The 19,292-nt window shown below is 55.8% G+C and carries 17 protein-coding genes and 2 tRNA genes; 13 read left to right on the top strand and 6 right to left on the bottom strand.

Annotation, left to right across the window (positions count from 1 at the left end; translation table 11 throughout):
* Positions 1 to 67 precede the first annotated feature (67 nt).
* From LEP6406_RS0200445 to LEP6406_RS0200430, 4 genes are all read left to right on the top strand, one after another.
* Entirely contained in the window at positions 68 to 316 is a 249-nt protein-coding gene (locus tag LEP6406_RS0200445) for a hypothetical protein (RefSeq protein ID WP_008316811.1), read from the top strand.
* 60 nt (positions 317 to 376) lie between these two features.
* Complete coding sequence (locus tag LEP6406_RS0200440) at positions 377 to 601, top strand: type II toxin-antitoxin system HicB family antitoxin (RefSeq protein WP_008316810.1); 225 nt, start codon at positions 377 to 379, stop codon at positions 599 to 601.
* 121 nt (positions 602 to 722) lie between these two features.
* Positions 723 to 1,040 carry a DUF4926 domain-containing protein gene (locus LEP6406_RS0200435; protein ID WP_008316809.1) on the top strand — a complete coding sequence of 106 codons (318 nt, stop codon included), beginning with the start codon at positions 723 to 725 and terminating at the stop codon, positions 1,038 to 1,040.
* 30 nt (positions 1,041 to 1,070) lie between these two features.
* The gene (locus LEP6406_RS0200430) at positions 1,071 to 1,394 is read left to right on the top strand and encodes a nucleotidyltransferase family protein (protein ID WP_008316805.1); all 324 of its coding nucleotides are present in this window, start codon (positions 1,071 to 1,073) and stop codon (positions 1,392 to 1,394) included.
* A gap of 99 nt (positions 1,395 to 1,493) precedes the next feature.
* On the opposite strand, the gene ppsA is transcribed toward LEP6406_RS0200430, so the two are convergent.
* Positions 1,494 to 3,920, bottom strand: a complete 2,427-nt coding sequence (ppsA, locus tag LEP6406_RS0200425; protein WP_008316803.1) for a phosphoenolpyruvate synthase — start codon at positions 3,918 to 3,920, stop codon at positions 1,494 to 1,496.
* Between the two features lie 216 nt (positions 3,921 to 4,136).
* Here ppsA and LEP6406_RS32500 point away from each other — a divergent pair, with 216 nt between their 5' ends.
* The 5 genes from LEP6406_RS32500 to LEP6406_RS0200405 all read left to right on the top strand — a co-directional run bounded on the left by LEP6406_RS32500 (position 4,137) and on the right by LEP6406_RS0200405 (position 8,615).
* The gene (locus LEP6406_RS32500) at positions 4,137 to 4,286 is read left to right on the top strand and encodes a hypothetical protein (RefSeq protein WP_155834598.1); all 150 of its coding nucleotides are present in this window, start codon (positions 4,137 to 4,139) and stop codon (positions 4,284 to 4,286) included.
* Positions 4,287 to 4,910: 624 nt separating this feature from the next.
* A complete protein-coding gene (locus LEP6406_RS35425; protein ID WP_317133805.1) occupies positions 4,911 to 6,221 on the top strand; it encodes a pentapeptide repeat-containing protein in 1,311 nt (436 codons plus the stop codon).
* A 188-nt stretch (positions 6,222 to 6,409) separates the two neighbouring features.
* Positions 6,410 to 6,481, top strand: a tRNA-Lys gene (locus LEP6406_RS0200415).
* A gap of 255 nt (positions 6,482 to 6,736) precedes the next feature.
* Positions 6,737 to 7,816, top strand: coding sequence for a class II fructose-bisphosphate aldolase (gene fba / locus LEP6406_RS0200410; RefSeq protein WP_008312431.1), 1,080 nt, complete (start codon positions 6,737 to 6,739; stop codon positions 7,814 to 7,816).
* 127 nt (positions 7,817 to 7,943) lie between these two features.
* On the top strand, positions 7,944 to 8,615 hold the full coding sequence (locus LEP6406_RS0200405) for a class I SAM-dependent methyltransferase (RefSeq protein WP_008312430.1): 672 nt from the start codon (positions 7,944 to 7,946) through the stop codon (positions 8,613 to 8,615).
* Between the two features lie 71 nt (positions 8,616 to 8,686).
* Here the strand turns inward: LEP6406_RS0200405 and LEP6406_RS0200400 are convergent, their stop codons facing one another.
* Both LEP6406_RS0200400 and LEP6406_RS0200390 read right to left on the bottom strand, forming a co-directional pair.
* A complete protein-coding gene (locus LEP6406_RS0200400; protein WP_008312428.1) occupies positions 8,687 to 10,792 on the bottom strand; it encodes an FAD-dependent oxidoreductase in 2,106 nt (701 codons plus the stop codon).
* A 73-nt stretch (positions 10,793 to 10,865) separates the two neighbouring features.
* A complete protein-coding gene (locus LEP6406_RS0200390) occupies positions 10,866 to 11,279 on the bottom strand; it encodes a hypothetical protein (protein WP_008312427.1) in 414 nt (137 codons plus the stop codon).
* A gap of 331 nt (positions 11,280 to 11,610) precedes the next feature.
* On the opposite strand from LEP6406_RS0200390, the gene LEP6406_RS0200385 reads away from it, so the two are divergent.
* The 4 genes from LEP6406_RS0200385 (at position 11,611) to LEP6406_RS0200365 (ending at position 15,798) form a co-directional block, all read left to right on the top strand.
* On the top strand, positions 11,611 to 12,552 hold the full coding sequence (locus tag LEP6406_RS0200385) for a PstS family phosphate ABC transporter substrate-binding protein (protein ID WP_008312425.1): 942 nt from the start codon (positions 11,611 to 11,613) through the stop codon (positions 12,550 to 12,552).
* Between the two features lie 240 nt (positions 12,553 to 12,792).
* Positions 12,793 to 13,656: a hypothetical protein gene (locus LEP6406_RS0200375; RefSeq protein WP_008312423.1), complete on the top strand. Its 864-nt coding sequence runs from the start codon at positions 12,793 to 12,795 to the stop codon at positions 13,654 to 13,656.
* Positions 13,657 to 13,778: 122 nt separating this feature from the next.
* The gene (locus tag LEP6406_RS0200370) at positions 13,779 to 14,315 is read left to right on the top strand and encodes a hypothetical protein (RefSeq protein ID WP_008312421.1); all 537 of its coding nucleotides are present in this window, start codon (positions 13,779 to 13,781) and stop codon (positions 14,313 to 14,315) included.
* A 103-nt stretch (positions 14,316 to 14,418) separates the two neighbouring features.
* Positions 14,419 to 15,798: a hypothetical protein gene (locus tag LEP6406_RS0200365; protein ID WP_008312420.1), complete on the top strand. Its 1,380-nt coding sequence runs from the start codon at positions 14,419 to 14,421 to the stop codon at positions 15,796 to 15,798.
* Positions 15,799 to 16,231: 433 nt separating this feature from the next.
* Here LEP6406_RS0200365 and LEP6406_RS0200360 read toward each other — a convergent pair whose 3' ends face one another.
* The 3 genes from LEP6406_RS0200360 to LEP6406_RS0200350 all read right to left on the bottom strand — a co-directional run bounded on the left by LEP6406_RS0200360 (position 16,232) and on the right by LEP6406_RS0200350 (position 19,038).
* Positions 16,232 to 17,029 (bottom strand): Uma2 family endonuclease, encoded by a 798-nt coding sequence (locus tag LEP6406_RS0200360; protein ID WP_008312416.1) that lies wholly within the window; start codon positions 17,027 to 17,029, stop codon positions 16,232 to 16,234.
* A gap of 236 nt (positions 17,030 to 17,265) precedes the next feature.
* A tRNA-Asp gene (locus LEP6406_RS0200355) sits at positions 17,266 to 17,339 on the bottom strand.
* A gap of 76 nt (positions 17,340 to 17,415) precedes the next feature.
* Complete coding sequence (locus LEP6406_RS0200350) at positions 17,416 to 19,038, bottom strand: TM0106 family RecB-like putative nuclease (RefSeq protein ID WP_225886379.1); 1,623 nt, start codon at positions 19,036 to 19,038, stop codon at positions 17,416 to 17,418.
* Positions 19,039 to 19,292 lie beyond the last annotated feature (254 nt).

Here is a 19,292-nt window from a genome sequence, read left to right as displayed (position 1 = left end):
TTCAGGTTGGCCTTAGTGTTAGCATCTTCGTAAGATTACCGAGTCCTTGATCCGATAAGGTATCACAATGGAAACTCAAGAATTGAAAGCTATCATTCAGCAAAGTATTCGTGAAGCAATCGGTGAAACGATTCGAGAAGCAGTGCGCGAGATCTTGAGAGAAGAGCGCCTTGCTTTATGCCGTGCATTAATCCCGCGAGTCAGTGAGCAAGAGATGGCAGAAATTCGAGAACAGTTTGGTAGCCCAAAAGATTATGAAGCAGAAGAATTTATTAGTGCGACAGACTGGGTAAAATATGGAACTGATCTTGAGTAAAAAATGTTAGAATTCCCGAAAAAACTTTCCCAAAAAGAGCAAAGCCTTATTTGAATACTGATGGAAAATCAACTATCGAATCAATTCACGGTTGAAACGGAACAGGAAGAGGATGGGCGCTGGATCGCTGAAGTTTTAGAAATTCCCGGTGTCCTAGTTTATAGCGACACCCAGCCACAGGCGATCGCCCATGTCCAAGCACTGGCTTTGCGTGTGATAGCTGACAAACTTGAGCACGATGAAATGGTGTTGGGCTTAACCAGTCTTACGTTTACGGCTGCATAGGGAAATCGGATGGGTCAGTGGTCATCGACAAAAGCCAGGAAGTGCTGGCCGCTTTACAAAAGCAGGGCTGACGAATCAAATTAAAAAGGAATAATCTTGCGTGATATATTCCGAGGCAAAAATGACTAAACCTGACTTATTTGATGTTGTTGAGCTAACTGTAGATGTACCTGAGCACAAGCTCAAAGCAGGCGATCGCGGTTCCATTGTAGAAAAGTATACAGATACAGCCTATGAAGTTGAGTTTGCCAATGCCTACGGAGAAACCTTAGTATTAACGTCCTTTTCTACTAGCCAATTCATTGTCGTTTGGCGGGCAGAAACTCAATCTTGGGTGCCATTAAAAGATCGAATTGTTGCTATGATTGCCTCATTTCCCGAAGAAAAGAAAGAGCAGGTTTTAAGATTTACTCGTTCACTATTTCATCTCCCTGTCTGAGGCTCAGCAGGAAAATTCAGGATCTAAACTATGCCTGATCAAAAGTATTTTGATGTAATGCTCCCACCTGTCAAAGAAGATATTCTGGTGCAGCTATGCGATCTAAAATCTGATTTTGCAGACCGATATGCCGTCAAGCAGATCGGCATCTTTGGTTCCGTTGCCCGCAACGAGGCCCACGCCGAGAGTGACATCGACATCGTGGTGCATATAGAACCCAATATGTTTAAGCGATTTCATCTCAAAGTTGAACTCGAAACATTGTTTGGCCGAGATGTGGATGTGATTCGCTATTGGTATGGCATGAATCCATATTTGAAAGCCAGAATCGATTGCGAGGCCATCTATGCGTGATCGAGCATTCGCCCCCAGAACTCTGAGGGCGATCGCGCTGTGAATCCACTGGCATCAAACAGGCTGCCCAGGGCTAACCGGGCAGCCAGAGTTACTTCCTTACAGAGAGGCTTCCATCTCAGCGATGTCCAGAATGGTGCGAATCACCGAGTCAGGGTTCAGGCTCATCGTGTCGATGCCCTGTTCCACCAAGAAGCGGGCGAACTCAGGGTAGTCACTGGGGGCTTGGCCACAGATGCCGATCTTGCGACCGTTGGCTTTCGCCGTTGCGATCGCCATCGCCACCATCCGCTTCACCGCCCCATTGCGCTCATCAAATAGGTGAGCCACCAGGGCCGAGTCGCGGTCCAGCCCCAGGGTGAGCTGGGTCAGGTCATTGGAGCCAATGGAGAAACCATCGAACACCTGACTAAACTCATCCGCCAGAATGACGTTGCTAGGCAACTCACACATGACATAGACCTGGAGGCCATTTTCCCCCCGCACCAAGCCATGGCTAGCCATTTCCGCCAGCACCCGACGGCCTTCCTCCGGGGTGCGGCAGAAGGGCACCATCAGGATGATATTGGTCAGGCCCATCTCGTCCCGCACCCGCTTCAGAGCTTGGCACTCTAGGGCAAACCCAGCCCGGTAGCGCTCGTCATAGTAGCGAGAGGCCCCCCGCCAGCCGATCATGGGGTTTTCTTCCTTCGGCTCAAAGGGTTCGCCCCCCAGCAGGTTGGCGTACTCATTGCTCTTGAAGTCCGACAGGCGTACCACCACCGGCTTGGGATAGAAGGCCGCGCCAATGGTGCCAATCCCCTGGGCCAGCTTGTCTACAAAATACTGGGGCTTGTCGTCATAGCGCTGGGTGAGCTTAGCGATCTTACGCTTGGTAGAGCCATCCTTGAGGCTGTCAAAATTCACCAAGGCCAAGGGGTGAACCTGGATGTGATTAGCAATGATGAACTCCATCCGGGCCAGCCCCACCCCTTCGTTAGGCAAGGCCGCAAGGCCAAAGGCCATGTCCGGGTTACCCACATTCATCATCACCTTAGTCCGGGTGGTGGGCAGGGTATCCAGAGCCATTTCCTTCACCTCAAAGGGCAAGGCTCCCTCATAGACATAGCCATCTTCCCCTTCGGCACAGGAAACGGTGACCGCTTGCCCCGTCTTGACTGCGCTGGTGGCATTGCCACAGCCCACGATCGCCGGAATGCCCAACTCCCGCGCAATGATGGCAGCGTGGCAGGTGCGTCCCCCCTGATCGGTGACGATGGCCGCCGCCTGTTTCATGATCGGTTCCCAGTCGGGGTCAGTCTTGGCGGTGACCAGTACTTCCCCAGGCCGGAATTGCTCAATTTCCTGCACATCCAAAATCACACAGGCGGGGCCATTACCCACCATCGCCCCCACCGCCCGTCCGGTGACTAGAGGCTGGGTACCCTCCGGCTTTTGCAACTGGTAGGTGCGCAGGACGTTGTCTTGCCGCTGGGACTGCACCGTTTCGGGGCGAGCCTGAACGATGAACAAATCCCCCGTGATGCCATCCTTGGCCCACTCAATATCCATGGGGGTAAACTGGCCCCCCCGGAGGCTGCTGTAGTGGTCTTCAATGATGCAGGTCCAGCGGGCCAGGGTGAGGATTTCCGCTTCGCTGAGGGCAAAGCGCTGCTGTTGCACCAAGGGCACAGGGACATTTTTCACCAGCTTGCTACCGCCGGTGTCATACACCATACACAGGGCCTTGCTGCCTAAGCGCTTGCTGAGGATGGGGTTGTAGCCCTGCTTCAGGGTGGGTTTGAACACCCGGTATTCATCGGGATTGACGGTACCCTGGACGACGTTTTCCCCCAGGCCATAGGCAGCGGTGATCAGGATGGCATCCTTGAAGCCGGTCTCCGTATCAATGGAGAACATGACCCCAGAGGTGGCCAGGTCAGAGCGCACCATTTTTTGCACACAGACAGACAGGGCGACATCGAAGTGGTCGAAGCCCTTGGTCTGGCGATAGGAAATGGCGCGATCGGTAAAGAGGGAAGCAAAGCACTTTTTGCAGGATTCAATGATTTGGGCTTCCCCGTGGACGTTCAGGTAGGTTTCCTGCTGTCCGGCAAAGCTGGCATCGGGCAGGTCCTCAGCGGTGGCACTGGAACGCACGGCTACGTCTACATCGGGGCCATAGTGGTTACACATATCCCGGTAGGCATCGCGGATGGCCACTTCTAGCTCCGGCGGGAAGGGGGCATGGAGTAGGAGCGATCGCGCTTGCTGGCCCCGCTGTTGCAAATTCTTTACATCCGCCACATCCAGATCGGCAAATAGATGGCGGAGGGTTTCATCAAGCTGGTTGCTAGAGATGAAGTGTCGGTAGGCATGGGCGGTGGTGGCAAAGCCACCGGGCACCGCAATGCCCTTTGAGGTCAATTGCTGAATCATTTCCCCCAGGGAGGCATTCTTACCCCCCACCATGGGAATATCCGTCAGGCGGACGTGATCCAGCCAGCGGACAAAGTCTTGGGCTGTTTGGACTGAAGTAGCAACCATGGTCAGCTCCCCAAATTTAATAATGGGTCATAGGGATAAGGTCATCTATTACTGTTTTTCCCAGGGGTTAACAGCCCATCAATGGCTGCTATTGCTAACCCATGATTATGACAATTAGCCAGAAAAATTCAGGAGATCCAATGAAGATAGGGATCATCCTAGAAGCGGGAAGTACAGTTAAGAAACCTTTCTGGAGCGTCCCAAAAGAACCTGGACATGGCCTTCTGGAGCAGTGCGATCGCGGTGAAGACAGGGTGGCATTTAGTCTGGCGACAAGGCTACGATGCCTTCACCGCTTCACTCTTCATAGTAAAAGTACTCAGAGGTAAGTATCGGGAAACGGCACAAAACTTTGTCCTAGGATGACATGGAATCCATGGGATCCTATTGCTGGGGGAAAGCCCAACAGAAACATGAAAATTCACAGTCAGGTTTTACCCTTTTTTATTTCAGATTTTGGTCGCACTCGTACCCAGGCTCTGCCACCCGTAAATCGATTCAGCCTACGGCCCTAGTACTCTGCGGTGCAAATCCTGTGACCATTCCCCCTAGGCGTTGCCTTTCTGCGGTGCATTGCTTCGCGTGGGCGAAGCCGCGCCTTAGCGCTATGCACCCTACGAAACCCTGAAAATCAAACTTGTGCTCCACCAGCCCAATATTTTCCGGTCTCCTCTCCCCGTGGGAGAGGGCTAGGGTGAGGGCCGAGGTGTGCCACGATAGAACGGCTAGGCTATTTACGCCGCAGCGTACTAGGGATGGCATTCCCTGGATCTTCGCTGAACATGCTGGACCCGTATCTAGCTGAAACACTCTGTAGCAGGTAACCGAGAAACTTCGAGGTTTCTTCCACAGGTACAGCAATCTTTATCCAAAGCTTAAGCGAATGGGCAGAAACCCCCAGTTAGGGAAGCGATACCCTAGCCTTAAAGCATCACTAGGCTCACAGTCGCACAACCGACCCCTTAAAATGAAGGGAATCTAGTCAGCGGCATGGGCTGGGGCTGGGCCATAGCACCGAAGACGGAAGGCTTCATGCGCGAGCTCGAAAATGCTTACAGAGTGCTGGACTTAGAGCCTGGGGCCTCAATGGAAGAGGTGAACCAGGCTTATAAGGATCTGGTGTTTATTTGGCACCCCGATCGTTTGCCCCAGGATAACCAGCGCCTCGTCGAAAAGGCCCAAGAAAAACTCAAGCAGCTCAACCACGCCCGTGACTATCTCCGCACCCATGTCCGGGTCGGCAGCACTGTCGGGGCAGCCCAACGCTATGGTGCCCAGCGTTCAACGGATACGGGTAGCCGAGCCTACACTAATCGCTACCAGGCTCCCTATGGAGCCGCCAATGGTGCAGCCTCTGCCTACGGTCAATACAGCAGCTATCGGGCGCGGTACTATTCTTCACCCCCACCCAATGCTACGGCCTCCGGCGGCTACAGCGGTGCAGCGGGTTCCAGTAACGGCTATGGTCGTCCAGAGGCTGGCTCTAGTCGGGGCACGGCTAGTAGCAATAGCACGGGTAGCACAGGCAGTAGTACCGCCAGCAGTAATGGGGCTACCAGCAGTAATGGGGCTAGTAGTAATGGGGCTAAGGGAACTAGCCCTAGCGGGGGAACCAATGGAAGCAACGGTGCCAGCCGCAGTCGCGATCGCCAAGAACGGCGTGAAGCCGCCAGCTATGATCCGGGCCACCGCAGCCCCGCCGAGGCTAATAGCAGTTATTATCGCGACACTTGGAATAGCGGCTATCCGGGCAGTAGTGGGGCTACCAGCCCTAATTCTGGCAGTAGCTCGTCTCACAGCAGCTATACCCCCCCCCAGGGTTACAGAAGCCCCTATGGCTACAGCAGCTATGGCTACAGTAACAGTAGTAGTGCTTCCCCCCCCGGTGGCTCATCTGCCAGTACTGCCCAACCGCCCCCTAAAGCACGCCCGGTCGATTCTGACCTCAGTGGATCGGATATGCGGGGGGCCGATCTGCAAGAGAAGGATCTCTCAGGACGCAATCTCAGCAATGCGGACCTCAGGGAAGCAAACCTCAAGGATGCCTTTTTGCACAAGATCAACCTAAATCGGGCCAACCTCTCTAAGGCCAACCTATTTCGGGCTAACCTCCTCCAGGCCAACCTCAGCCACGCTAATCTGCGGGAAGCGAACCTGATCGGTGCGGACCTCAGCGGCGCGGACCTCAGCGGCGCGGACCTCAGCGGTGCCCAGGTCAAGGTGGGGGAAAAGATTATGGTGAAGCTGACGGGAACTGTCCTGCGGGGAGCAATTTTGCCCGACGGTTCTATCCACGCCTAGGGCACCTGCAAAATAAACCTTGCCCAAGTCCAGAAGTGGCGTTTTCCCGGTGGGGAAACGCCAGATTTCGAGCTGGACTGGGTATAGGTGGGCTAAATCCCAGTTACCCCCCCCAAATATGGGTTAGTTCTGAGGGCTTGATATGTTAGTATCTATAACCGTGCCTTAGAAATAAGCGCTTGCCTTAGGGGTCGCTAGCTCAGCGGTAGAGCACTCGGCTTTTAACCGATCGGTCTTGGGTTCGAATCCCAGGCGACCCATGGAAATTTCTTGCCCTTTACAATTGAGCGTTCCCTAACATAGGGCGAACATAGGGCGTAGTCAGGTCAGCGGAATTGGAGTCTGTAGGGGGTTGAGGCCCTATCGATTGTTAATTTCACGCTTTACGAAAATTTTAGGTTGTCCTAACATTCCGTCATAAGCACAGGAATCTGCCTTAAGATTGACTGGTATGGATACCTATTGGTTTTGTGTAAGCTTGCCAAAAGGCTAGATATAGATTTTAGGAGGATTTTATGGCGCTTGTCCCCATGCGGCTGATGCTGGATCACGCAGCCGAGAACGGCTACGGGATTCCGGCCTACAACGTCAACAACCTGGAGCAGATCCTGTCTATCATGAAGGCTGCTGACGAGACTGACAGCCCTGTGATCTTGCAGGCGTCTCGCGGTGCCCGGACCTATGCTGGCGAAAACTTTCTACGGCATTTGGTGATTGCTGCGGTAGAGACCTATCCTCACATTCCCGTGGTGATGCACCAAGACCACGGCAACAGCCCCGCCACCTGCTACTCTGCCATTCGTAACGGCTTCACCAGCGTGATGATGGACGGCTCCCTGGAAGCGGATGCAAAAACCCCCGCTAGCTTCGAGTACAACGTCAATGTCACGGCTGAAGTGGTGAAGGTGGCCCATGCCATCGGCGCGAGTGTTGAAGGGGAACTGGGTTGTCTGGGCTCCCTGGAAACGGGTGCTGGGGAAGCGGAAGATGGCCATGGTTTTGAAGGCACCCTCAGCAAGGATCAACTGCTGACGGATCCTGATGAAGCGGTGCAGTTTGTGGAAGCGACTCAGGTGGATGCCCTAGCGGTGGCCATTGGCACCAGCCACGGCGCTTACAAGTTCACCCGCAAACCCACGGGCGAAATTCTGGCCATTAGCCGCATTGAAGAAATTCACAAGCGGCTGCCCAACACCCACTTGGTCATGCACGGGTCTTCCTCGGTGCCCCAAGAGTGGCTGGACATGATCAACAAGTATGGTGGCCAGATTCCTGAGACCTACGGTGTGCCCATTGAGGAAATCCAAAAGGGCATCAAGAGCGGCGTGCGGAAGGTGAATATCGACACCGACAATCGTCTTGCCATCACCGCAGCCATTCGGGAAGCGGCGGCGAAGGATCCCTCTAACTTTGATCCTCGTCACTTCATGAAGCCTGCCATCAAGTACATGCAGCAAGTCTGCCGTGAGCGCTACGAAGCCTTTGGCTCTGCTGGGAATGCCAGCAAGATCAAGCAGGCGGGCGTTGAGGTGTTTGCTGCTAAGTACGCCGCTGGTGAATTGGCTGCGAAAACCAAGGCTGCGGCTGCGGTTTAGTCCAGCTTAGATTTGCTCTTGTCTAGAGCTTTAGGTTGAAAAGCGATCGCACTTCAAAAGTGCGATCGCTTTTTTGCGAATGCTGTGTTGACCATGCCGTCCCTTTCGTGGCCCTGTTCTTCTGTCCATGACCTCCCTACTCCAGCCCCAACAACGCCAGAAACTCGATGCCGCCCAGGATGATCAGTTCTACGATGTACCCCGGTTTGTCACCCATGTGGATGAGGGCTTCATTAGCCAACTGACGGATCTCTATCGGGAACGTTTGCGCCCCAACAGCCGCATCCTAGACCTGATGAGTAGCTGGGTGTCCCATCTGCCCCAGGATATGGCCTTCGATTGGGTAGAGGGCCATGGCATGAATGCCGATGAGCTGGCTAAAAACCCCCGCCTGAATCACTTTTTTCTCCAAAATCTGAATGAGAATCAGACGCTCCCCTGCGCCGATCAGTCCTTTGATGCCGTCTTGAATACGGTGTCGGTGCAGTACCTCCAGTATCCAGAGGCGGTGTTTGCAGAAATCCACCGCATCTTGAAACCGGGAGGGATCGCCATCGTCAGCTTCTCGAATCGCATGTTTTACCAAAAAGCGATCGCAGTTTGGCGAGACGGCACCGAAGCCCAGCGGTTGCAACTGGTGCGCCAATACGTTCAAGCTGTTCCCGGCTTCGGTTCCCCAGAACTTATCGCCCGCCCCGCCTCTGCCCCCATGATTCTGCAAATGCTGGGGTTAGCAGGGGGCGATCCCTTCTATGCCGTCATTGCCGAACGGCAAGAATCTGAGGGTTCGGCTGGCTGAGCGGAGTCGTTCTCCCTGCGTCTCCCGAAGGGAGAAAGCCAGCCGTCGCTTTGAGGGTGTTTCGGATGAGTTTAGATCCCCAGGCGATGCTTGAGGAGTTCATAGAGGACTCGGGATAACTCCCGCCGCTGGAGGGGTGCGGTGTCAATGGGGGTGCGGGCAAAGGCGCTGTCATGGATATCGGGCATGGCCCGCTGCACCAACAACGAAAGCTGCTGGCGGGTGATGGGCTGATCGGGGGCAAAGCGGTTTCCTCCAACCCCCGCCACTAGCCCATGGCTGTGGAGGGTTTCAATGGCTTCATAGGCCCAATGGCGTCCCGGTTGCACATCCACAAAAGTGGGTCTGGGGGGCGTTTGTGGGGGGAGGATCATCACCTTGCCCAGGGCCGTGGCCACCACTGCTCGACTGACGGGGGCTGTAGGGCGAAAGTGCAGCGTCTTCAAGTTCTCACTGCGGACAATATTAGCGGCGGCCAGAACCTGGATCGGTTCAAAGTCAGGATCCTCATGACCCACATCATCGAACCAGAAGATAGGGATGCCATTACGGGTCATGAATCCCTGGATTTTCCGCACCTGGGCTTCGTCCGTGGCCAAGTCATGGGGGGATTTTCCGGTCCACACGGCAAAAACCGCCAGAAATCCACTCGCCTCTCCAATCGCCCATTCGATCGGGTGCATCCGATAGGCGGCGTTGGTGATGTGGGTGGTGCCAATGCTTTTTGCCGACAGAATCAGCCCATCGGTGGCAATGGGCACCAGTGCCTTCAGGGGCAAGGAAAAGGGCAGGGCTACTACCTCTTTGCCCTTGGGGGTAATATGACCCGGTTGGTCGTTGCCGTGGAGATCCAGGTAATGATACTGACCGATGCCCACAGCATCCTCAAAGCAGCGGGCGCGGCCTTGGGCTGGAAAGAAACGCTCCGCCACATCCTCATGACGAATGGTGGTGAGGGCAATACCCCGGCGGGCTTCCCGGATGTAGGGCTCCAGGGCAATGCCATCCTCGGTCCAAGTCATGTCACCGCGTGGTTTCAGATCTGGGACGCCGTGGGTTTGCAAAAAATGGAGATAGCCTCGGGCGCGATCGCGGGCCTGCTGGATATGGCGCTGCCGCTCCTCCCGACTCACCCCCACCAGATAGCCCTCCCGGTAATCATTGCCGCAGCAAAAAGAGCGTTCAGGATCGGGGGAGGTGCCCCAGTTGATCACCGTCACATCCCCCGGCGACACCGCTTTTTCATAGGGCTGCTGACGACGGAGACGGCGATAGCGAAAGATACCAAAGGCACTAAAAAAGTCCCACTTCTGCCACTGGCCGTCCTTCGTCTTCGTCCAGAAGACGCCCGTAAACTCATGGGGATTAAACCAGGGAGCTTTGCCATAGGTGGGGGGAGCCGTCACCGTCACCCCTTGCCCCGGTAGCGTCCGCTCCACCACCACATCAAAAGTGATGGATTGCTGGCATTGGGGCCGGGGCAGATCCGGAAGGATGGCCTCCCCGGTTTCGTGGCGGGATTCCTGACCAACCCGCGACTCGATGCCCCCCAGTTCCAGTAAATCCCCCAAATCCGTCGCCTCTAGGACCACAGAGGCGGTGACAGTGAATTGGGCTCCGGTCTGGCGATCGCGAAAAACCACCCCCGCCACCTGGCGTCGCTGCCCCGGCGGGTCCGTCGCTAAAACCTGCACCGGGTCGCTATAGGGTATTAACCGCAGTCGCCCCTCACTGAGGTAGGGCACAAGGGCTGAGTTCATTGCCGTCGCTGCCACCACAGGAGTCGTGGCAAAGTTACTCACCCAGCCCCCCCCCGGATTGGGATCTAGCCGTCCCCCCACGGGTTGCAAGGCCCGCTGTCGCTGACGAAAGATGCGCTGCCAGCGAGAAATAGCAAACTGCTCACCATCCAAAGACCAGAGATCGGCGTTCTGTTTTAGCAAGTCCCCATCATCGGAGGCCGGTAATCCCTGGGCCGTGAACTGTCCCCCCACAACGGCCTGGGGCTGCACCAGCACCACATCCACCTTCAGGTGCAGACTGGCCAGGGTAGCGGCATAGGCCGCAGTAGAGCCGCCCACGACGAGGATGGAGGCGTTGAGGGTACTGCCATTGGCGGGCCGGGTGAAAACGTGGGGGGCAAAGATGCCGTTTTGCTGGGTAATGGGGGCGGCCATGGCGGCGGTGCCTCTGGAGGATTCGCCCCCAATCCTAAACGAGGTGCAGGGCTTTGCGCCGCCACTGTCCTAATCATCCTTCAGGCTGGGTAACGGCCTCTACCCCCGCCTTGATGTCATCCAGGGTCGCGACCACCAGACGCTTCGCCTCCATTTCCCAGCCCCACTTTTGCACTTGGAAGGCGACATAGAAGCCGATCCCCGTGGCAATCAGATCCAGCGGCTGCCGCCCAGAAATGCCCAACAGCAGGCCCAGACCGCCAATTCCCCAGAAGGGAAGCGCTACTGTCTGCCGATTGGCCGCCACCAGCTTTGCCACAAAGCTCTGCGGAATACTGGCCTGCACCGCCGCCCGTATCGCTGCCTGCTCTGGGTAGGGCACCGCAAAGCTAAACTTTCGCCGCAGCTTCTCTATTTTTCGGGCATCGGTGCTGTACTCCGTCAGCTCATCCTCCGCCATGCGAATAAGTTGTGCCGCCTTGTCCATGGTCCTGCCCCACCGTTGCCATTCACTGTCTCCATCCTACGGTGGGACCGGATCGCTACTCAGGAGTTCTTCTGGAATCCTGGCATCCCAGCCTGAGCATCCTGAATCGTGAGGGAAGATGGCGATGGCCCCTTTGTGTCGGTTCTTCACCATCGTGACCTTTCCCGCCTCCTCTCGCCAGGGTTCCCGTTCCTCAAGCATTACCGTTTCTTAAGGTAAAAACCCCCTTCCCTTAAATTTCTGTCTGAGTGTCCTTAAACTCCGACCGTTACTGTACGGGGTGGTACTAACGCATCTTTATTTCTCCCCAACACCACGGAGTGTTCTGTATATGTTCGCGAGCGGAATCAAAACTCTTGCTGCTGCCTTCACAGCGGTAGCGGCTACCCTGAGCGTGGCCACTGCTGCCCAAGCTCAACTTTCTGGCAGTATCGATATTGACGGTTCCAGCACCGTCTACCCCGTGACCGAGGCCATGGCCGAGGAATTTCGGAAAACGACCCCCGGTGTCAATATCACCGTGGGCGTCTCTGGAACGGGCGGCGGTTTCCGTAAGTTCTGCAATGGAGAAACCGTAATCTCCAATGCTTCTCGTCCGATTCGGGACACTGAAGTGGCCGCTTGTGCCGCCAATAACGTTCAATACACCGAAATTCAAGTTGGGGTTGACGCCCTAGCCGTTGTAGTTGCTAGCAATACCCGCATCTTTGGCGCAGAGGGCACCGTTCCCGCTGCGGGCATGACCATAGATCAGCTCAAAACCCTGTGGGAGCCCGCCGCAGAGGGTCGCATCCGCCGTTGGAATCAGCTCGATCGCCAGTGGGCACGTAACCCCATCTCCCTGTTTGGTCCTGGGACCGACTCCGGTACCTTCGACTATTTCACTGAGGAAGTTATGGGTGAGGTTGCTGCCAGCCGCGCTGATTACACCGCCAGCGAAGATGACAATATCCTAGTCGTCGGCGTCTCCCGTAGCCCCTACGCCCTGGGCTATTTTGGCCTTGCCTACTATCTGGAGAACCAAAACATTCTTAGGTCAGTGCCCGTAAATGGCGTTTCCGCCACCTTTGAAAACGCTGCCAGTGGTGCATACCCCCTTGCTCGGCCTCTATTCATCTATGTCCGCAATGATGGTCTACAACGTCCAGAGGTTCGCGCCTTTGTGAAGTTCTACCTGGAAACCTCTCGGGATACCACCCTGGTGCGGGAAGTCGGTTATGTAGCCATGCCTGCCAATAACTACACCACCATCCTATCCCGGCTGGGTCTGTAGACAGATCTATGGGACATAGCGCTGCTATGTCCCATCGGTTTGATTGGAAGGTTGCCTGGAATTGCGATGGTCAAGGACCGGCCCAAAGGGGCCATGGTCAAGGACCGGCCCAAAGGGGCCATCGCGATTCCAGGCATCTCTATCCCTATCCCCGCAATCTTTGCTTGGAAATAGCCTAACCCCAGGGCAATTCAATTGTTCCGGGGTTTTTCAATTTAGTTGTCACCGCGCCCCTCCCCCATGGCCGTTCCCTCCACTCTGGTCGAGCCTCCCACGCCTCCAACAGAGAATTTTCCCCCATCGCAGCCCCGTCGGCAGCCTTGGCGATGGTTGATCGCTCCCCTATTAACGATTTCCCTGGTGCTCCATGGTGCACTTCTGTTTGTGCCCCTCCCCACCTGGGATGCCAGTGCTGAGCAGGAAGAAGAGGAGCCCCCCCAGGAAGCCCCAGAAGTGATCAGCCTCTCTGCGGTAGAGGATTTACCCCCCCTAGAGGAGGTTCCAGAACCCCCCCAGGACCAAACACCCCCGTCTCCAGATCGTCCTCCGGCCTCTAGTCAAGCGGCCCCCCCCCGTCCTGACCAGATCCCCGCTGATGCTCCCCTCCCCACTGAGACCCCCGCTGATGACACCTTCCCTGTAGATGACCCCTTTGAACCGACTCCTCCTCCAGAAGATACCGGAGGATTTGATCCAGATCGCGCCCGTGCCCGTGCCGGAGCCGCACGGGGATCCGCTTTGGGCAGAGAGTTTGGGGGCATCAATAGTGATCCTGGGCTTGTCGCCGCTAGTTTGAGCCGGGGCTGGCCTCCCACTGTCGATCAAAGTTTCTTTTTCAGTAGCTTAGCAACAAGCCCTGTCCTAGTCCCCAAAGCCCTTGATGCGCTGTTTTTTACCCGTAGCTATGACTTCATCATCACAGATGAATTGCCCCGTTTATTTGGCGATGAATTGTTACCCCAGGGTGAGTACGGCAATGCCGCGTTATACGAGGTGCAATCTGGAGGCTCTACAGAGGTCTTTGTTTCCGTGATCGGCATTGGTCCTGGCAACCCAGCAGGTACTGCTGTCGTGATTATTTGGGAGTCAGATCCGAGGTTGTAGGGCCAGCGACAACGTAATGTATCACGATAGACCCAAACAGACACCAAGGCTGAACTCCTTATGCTTTAGGAACCATGAATTTAGGCTGGAACAGCTAATAGTTAATCCAACTCCCTGTCATCATGACTTCTCCCGAAACCCTACAACAGAAAACGCCTTTGTGGAGACTCTTTGTCGCTCCGATGCTATTTCTTTCCTTAGCATTCCATGGGATTATTCTGTTAATTCCCACAGAGGCTGCTTCTGTACAACGGGCGCGGGCAAGGGCAGCCCAGTCCAGAGAAGTCGTTATGACAGGGGAATTTGGCGTTATCAACCGTGATCTCGGCTTGGTTGCCGCTGCCCTAGAGCGAGGATGGCATCAAGATATTGATCAAGCCTGTTTTTTCAAGGAACTAGACACAATTCCAGACCTTGTGAGTGGCGGTTTAGATGCCTTGTTCTTTACTCGAAATTATCAATATGTTATTTCCGATGAACTACCCCTGATGTTTGGAACCGAGCTGGTGGCCCATGAGTCTGGGTATTGTGGTGCCCTACTCTATGAGCTACAAGAGGAGAGTGAATCTATTTTGTTTGCGTCGGTTGTGGGCATCGGGGAGGGCCAACCCCCTGGTTCTGCCGTGGTGATAATCTGGCAATCGGACCCGAGAAATTAAATCCTACAGCAGGATATTAAATTAAAAAAATCATAAAAAATCATAGTATTGAAGATATCAATTAGTGATGACCTTGAGAATCTTTCATCCCTAGAGTATGACCATGGATTTCCCGCCTTCCCCCCAGCAAAAACGTCCCCTGTGGCAATCTTTTGTAGCTCCCATGCTGTTTATCTCCCTGGCTCTCCATGGGGTGATTTTGTTGATCCCTACGGGGGCATCAGAAAGCATTCTGGTTCCTCCTCCTGACCCAGAGGAGGAGGGCATTTCCATTACTCGGTTGGAGCCCTCAGAGACAGCGGCCAGTACGCCGACCCAGGCTCCCAGCGGTGCTACAACAGCCAGCAGTGGCGCAACGGCGAGTGCGGCGGCAAATAGGGGCACTGCTGCCAGCACCCAAGCCCCTGCCCGTGGCGGGGGCACAAGCTCCACGGCGGCAGCTCGGTCCACCGCAACTCCCCGATCTAGACCATCTCCCTCTGCCCGCACCGACACCCCGCGATCGCCCGCCATCACCGATGACGATGATGACGATGGCGCGATTGCCTCTGGGTCGGTGCCCAATCTGCCCCCCACCAATCCCCCAGCCACCAACCCTAATCCCACTTCCCCTGCGCCCCAGGCCCGTGCCAACCCACGGGACACCTTTGCCTCCTTTTTCCGCATCTTGAGTACCTATCGCGGCACCGTGGAAGTCGAAGACGAGGAAGCTCAGGAACTGGAAGAGATCTGGCTAGAGGATTTAGCCAATGAGGATCCTGCCCTGGCGGCCCAGCCGCCCTCGGTGCAGCCTTTTCAGGGGTTTCCCCAATTGCCCTATAGCGAGGGGTTGTGTCTGCCTGCGCTCCCCAGCATTGCCCAGTGGTTGGTACTGGTGACGGCAGAGGGGGCTGTGAATCCTAACGTTTTTCCCCTGCGGGGGACGGGCTACACCTCCTTTGATGATGCGGGTGAGCGCTTAGTGCGGAGTCACAGCTTTCCTAGCGAGGCGGCGGCACGGGCCTACCGGGTCGATGTGGCGGTGGACTATAGCGAGACCAACTGTCGGCAACCATCACCGGTACCGGGGGTATCCCAGGATTTTCTGGTGCTACTGCGGAGCTACACCGGCCCTAGCCGCACGACTCTGGCGGAGGGTCAGGCGGCGGAGACCCAATGGTTTACGGGGCTCAGAAATGCGGGTAAGGTCAATGCTCTTGAGTCCCAACCCCTGCCCAGCTTTGTGGAGAAAGTGCCCTATACCCTAGGGCTCTGTCTGCCGATCGCGCCCCAGGAATCCTGGTGGGGTGTCTTAGTAGATGGGGGCGGCAATTTGGACGGTCCTCCCCAGCTTCTCCGGTCCACGGGCTATAGCCGTTTGGATGGGGAGGCAAAGGATCTCGTCGAGGGCTACGACTTTCCCTCGGCAGGAGAAGCACGGGCCTATACCTTGAAACTGCCGGTGGACTACAATCCCCTGCTCTGTGAAAAAATTGAGGAATAAGTCCGTTAGGACACAACTTGGAAGGTTACAAAAAACCGAACCCATTGCCTGCTGGCTGAGCGGAGTCGTAAGTCTTTCAGACAGGCTTTGCCAACGCTTTAGCGTCTCCCGAAGGGAGAAAGCCAGCCACACCATCGGGTTCTGGCCATTCCCTAGCCCCTCTGGGGCGGCAAAGCCAACGACTCCGTTGCTCCCTAGGGGAGCCGCTAACGCAAACAGGGAACTGGATGTCTGTATGGAGACAATGACGGAGCAGGCTTTTCAACTCGTTTCAAAACATAACCTTCCAAGTCGTGTTAGGACGCTCTTCGTCGAACTTTCGTTCATCGTAAATAAGGCACGTGCAATCCAAAGAACACCCCACGACCAGTCCAATATCGATCACTCACCCACCGGGCAACCACAAGGGATTGCCCCTACAGATGGGACTTTACTAGTCCTCTGGATCAACACCCAAGGCCCGCAACTGAGCTACCAAACGCTCAGCTCGCTGTTGCGCTTCATCGGCTCGCCGTTGCGCTTCATCGGCCCGCTGCCGCTCTTGACTAGCGATTTCCTCAGCCGTCGCCACCCAACTGTCCTCAGCGTCATACCAGCGTAACCAGGATCCTTCAGTGCTTTGATACTGACCCTGCCACACCCCTAACCCTAGCTTCAGCTCTTCAAACCAAAAGCGCTGCTCAGATAGCTCTACGGGCTGGTACCGGGAACCCAATAACCGAAACAGTCGAAAGACTCTGGTGTAGCGATCAAATACCCCGTAATAGGGAATTCGCAGCAACTGCTCATACACCTGCCATTTTGTCGGTGGCTGGTTCACTTCCCGCAGGGTTTGCCCTAGATCTTCAGCCTCGGTACCTGGGGAAAGCAGTTCAATCGCCAGGAAAGGGCTCACACCCTCTTGCCAGATTACATAGCTCCAGCGGAGATCGGTTTGTTGCAGCGCCCTTGGCACCCCCAGCACCAAGAACCAATCGGGGCGCTTATGCCAGCGGGGGTGACGAACATCGTAATAGAGATTGAGATCTGTACCGGCAAACATCTCCTGGGCAGGATAGGCGGGAGACTGACAGGTTTCCCGCAGCAGTTGAGGCTGAAAGTCATGAAATACGTCTCGCGACGGGCTAGCGCCAACATCAGGCAGCCCTGGCTCCTCCGGGTCTTCGCTGAGCAAATCGTACATGGTGGGCAGGGTTTCGGAGGCGGGCTGTGGGTGTTCACTGTAAGCCATGGTGCTGCCTTGGGAACCGTTCCCTTTAGTCTACTAAAACCTTAGAACAAAGGCGTTCCAGGGTTTTATACCGAATCCGACTCACAAACCCCCGATTCGAAATAGCGCAACCGTGAAGTAGATCGCCACTGGATGGCAACTTTGGCAACCCGAAAGCAACCAAGGAGAAACCACTACAACCTATGCGGGGCAGTCGTTTCGGGATTTGCAGGGTCAAAAACGGGCAACTTTGAGGACGGGCCTGACGGGATTCGAACCCGCAACTTCCGCCGTGACAGGGCGGTGCTCTAACCAATTGAACTACAGGCCCAAGAGCGATCTCTATTGTGCGGAGCGGTGATCCCTTTTGTCAAATACTTTTTCTGGTCTTCTTTCTGCCTGAAAACTTACTGGGATGCGGCGGCGGTTAGGGGCGCAGCGCAGGCCCAGAATGGTTGGGCAAATTCCGTCAGCCAGCGCTTGATGTGGTAGGTGGCGCGGCAATCATCCTCGTTGTAGCGGAGGATGGCCTCCAGATAGGTGCGATCGCCGGTGGTTCGCCAGTCGTTGTACCAGCAAATGGATTGGGCTCCATTGGCCTCGCTGTCCCGCCATTGAAACCCCATCCAGCGGGCAATATGTTTCAGGGCGTAGCTTTCTACTGGGAGGGTTACGGCCTCTGTGACTGCCCAGTGGATATCTACAAACCGACTGAGGAGACGGTTCAACTCTCCGCGTCCTAGGGATCCATAGTGCTGGGTCAGCTTGCGGGCGGTCTGGGCCTCGTAGGGGCAAAAGTGATAGATGGGGGCGTCGGGATATTGCAGCACCAGATCTAAGAACTGTTCCCAGGCTCGGTGCTCTTCATCTACGGTCTCCGCGAGCAGGGGATGGAAGGTTTCTGTGCCTTGACGATGATCTACCACGAGCACCCCATGGAGGTAGATCAGGTCAAAGTCGGGGGCAGCCTCAATATCGAAATACAGCTCCACGGCTGCTGAGGGCAGCTCTCGGGGGGAAAGGGGAAAGGGTTGACCTGAGACTGATCGGGCAATGGCCCGGTTATGAAGTGTGGCTTGGGCTTGGTGAACCAGCTTTTCTGCCACCGCATCCCCAAAGCCAGGAAGATGGGCCAATCGAGTGGGGTGGGCTAGGGCCAGGGTATCTACGGTGGTGAGCCCCAGGTTTTGCAGGTGGGTGTAGCGGGCGGGGGTGACTCCCGGTAGCAGGGAGAGGTGCTGCTGACTGCTGGCGGTGGTGTAGCAGTGGCTATACCAGCGGCAGAGGTCGCAGCGGCTATGGGCAATGAAGACCTCTGGGGCCGTGGGAGCCTGAAGACTGTGCCAACAGGCCAGCAGGACTTCTGTCATTTTGGGGAGCTGCTGATCTAGATCCACGGCATGGTAGCGTCCCTCCCGTAGGGCCAACCAACTGGCCTGGGGCCAGTTGCCCTGAATCTGGGCCAGCAGGTAGGCGTGGTAGGTGGCTACTACCTGGTAGTCCAATTTGGGCTTTTTGCCCAGTTTGATATCGATGGGTTCGTACTGCCAGTCGCCCCAGAGGGACCATCCCGGCTGCTTGACTAACAGGTCTGGACGACTGATCAAGTAGGTGCCTCGCCGCCGAGGGGTCACCATTGGGGTAAGCAATACACCGCCGACAATGGCCTCTGCCCCCGCTGCCATCAGGGTCACCGTGGCCTGCGCTCCGGCTTGCCAGTCTCCGGGGGGAAACTGGGGCCGCTGGACCGGGTCATAATCGGCAAGGACCATGACTCGATGTTCGGCGCTATCCTGTTTGATTTTCTGTAAATAGTCGCTGGGGGGATCGGTCTGGCTGCGATCGCCGCGAATATCCAAGTAGGCGCGGCGATCGCACCGTTGGTAATGAAAAATCAGATCATCCGTCAGCCAGAAGGGATCGGTGGGGAGTTGAGGTTCTGGCGAAATTGGGGTAGACGGCTCGGTCAGGGGTCTGAGTTGGCTACCCCTGAAGATGACGTTGTGGGTCAAGGGGTAGCTAGCAGACAAGTGAGCTGAACCGATTAAAAGGCAGGTCGAACCGTATCTTAAAGGGCATTCCGAACTGTTCCCAGCACTCTAATTCCCAGGACTTTAATTCCCAGGACTCTACTTTGTCCCCTGATGAACGAGGGGACATGGATGGGGGGCAGCAGGGGGTGACTACATCCATGGCAGGATTGACAGTCCTTGAGAAATGGCAGAGGACTCACCCGGTAACACCACGGGGAGTGCGGGGTGCGATGGTCTCCGACCGGCCTTGG

The organism is Leptolyngbya sp. PCC 6406 (assembly GCF_000332095.2).
Lineage (GTDB): Bacteria > Cyanobacteriota > Cyanobacteriia > Phormidesmidales > Phormidesmidaceae > PCC-6406.
Note: the sequence above shows the minus strand (reverse complement) of the source record. Positions and strands in the feature narration are given on the sequence as shown.

Coding starts and splice junctions, on each gene's coding strand:
- LEP6406_RS0200445 (WP_008316811.1), top strand. CDS start 68: ATGGAAACTCAAGAATTGAAAGCTATCATTCAGCAAAGTATTCGTGAA.
- LEP6406_RS0200440 (WP_008316810.1), top strand. CDS start 377: ATGGAAAATCAACTATCGAATCAATTCACGGTTGAAACGGAACAGGAA.
- LEP6406_RS0200435 (WP_008316809.1), top strand. CDS start 723: ATGACTAAACCTGACTTATTTGATGTTGTTGAGCTAACTGTAGATGTA.
- LEP6406_RS0200430 (WP_008316805.1), top strand. CDS start 1,071: ATGCCTGATCAAAAGTATTTTGATGTAATGCTCCCACCTGTCAAAGAA.
- ppsA (WP_008316803.1), bottom strand. CDS start 3,920: ATGGTTGCTACTTCAGTCCAAACAGCCCAAGACTTTGTCCGCTGGCTG.
- LEP6406_RS32500 (WP_155834598.1), top strand. CDS start 4,137: ATGGCCTTCTGGAGCAGTGCGATCGCGGTGAAGACAGGGTGGCATTTA.
- LEP6406_RS35425 (WP_317133805.1), top strand. CDS start 4,911: ATGGGCTGGGGCTGGGCCATAGCACCGAAGACGGAAGGCTTCATGCGC.
- fba (WP_008312431.1), top strand. CDS start 6,737: ATGGCGCTTGTCCCCATGCGGCTGATGCTGGATCACGCAGCCGAGAAC.
- LEP6406_RS0200405 (WP_008312430.1), top strand. CDS start 7,944: ATGACCTCCCTACTCCAGCCCCAACAACGCCAGAAACTCGATGCCGCC.
- LEP6406_RS0200400 (WP_008312428.1), bottom strand. CDS start 10,792: ATGGCCGCCCCCATTACCCAGCAAAACGGCATCTTTGCCCCCCACGTT.
- LEP6406_RS0200390 (WP_008312427.1), bottom strand. CDS start 11,279: ATGGACAAGGCGGCACAACTTATTCGCATGGCGGAGGATGAGCTGACG.
- LEP6406_RS0200385 (WP_008312425.1), top strand. CDS start 11,611: ATGTTCGCGAGCGGAATCAAAACTCTTGCTGCTGCCTTCACAGCGGTA.
- LEP6406_RS0200375 (WP_008312423.1), top strand. CDS start 12,793: ATGGCCGTTCCCTCCACTCTGGTCGAGCCTCCCACGCCTCCAACAGAG.
- LEP6406_RS0200370 (WP_008312421.1), top strand. CDS start 13,779: ATGACTTCTCCCGAAACCCTACAACAGAAAACGCCTTTGTGGAGACTC.
- LEP6406_RS0200365 (WP_008312420.1), top strand. CDS start 14,419: ATGGATTTCCCGCCTTCCCCCCAGCAAAAACGTCCCCTGTGGCAATCT.
- LEP6406_RS0200360 (WP_008312416.1), bottom strand. CDS start 17,029: ATGGCTTACAGTGAACACCCACAGCCCGCCTCCGAAACCCTGCCCACC.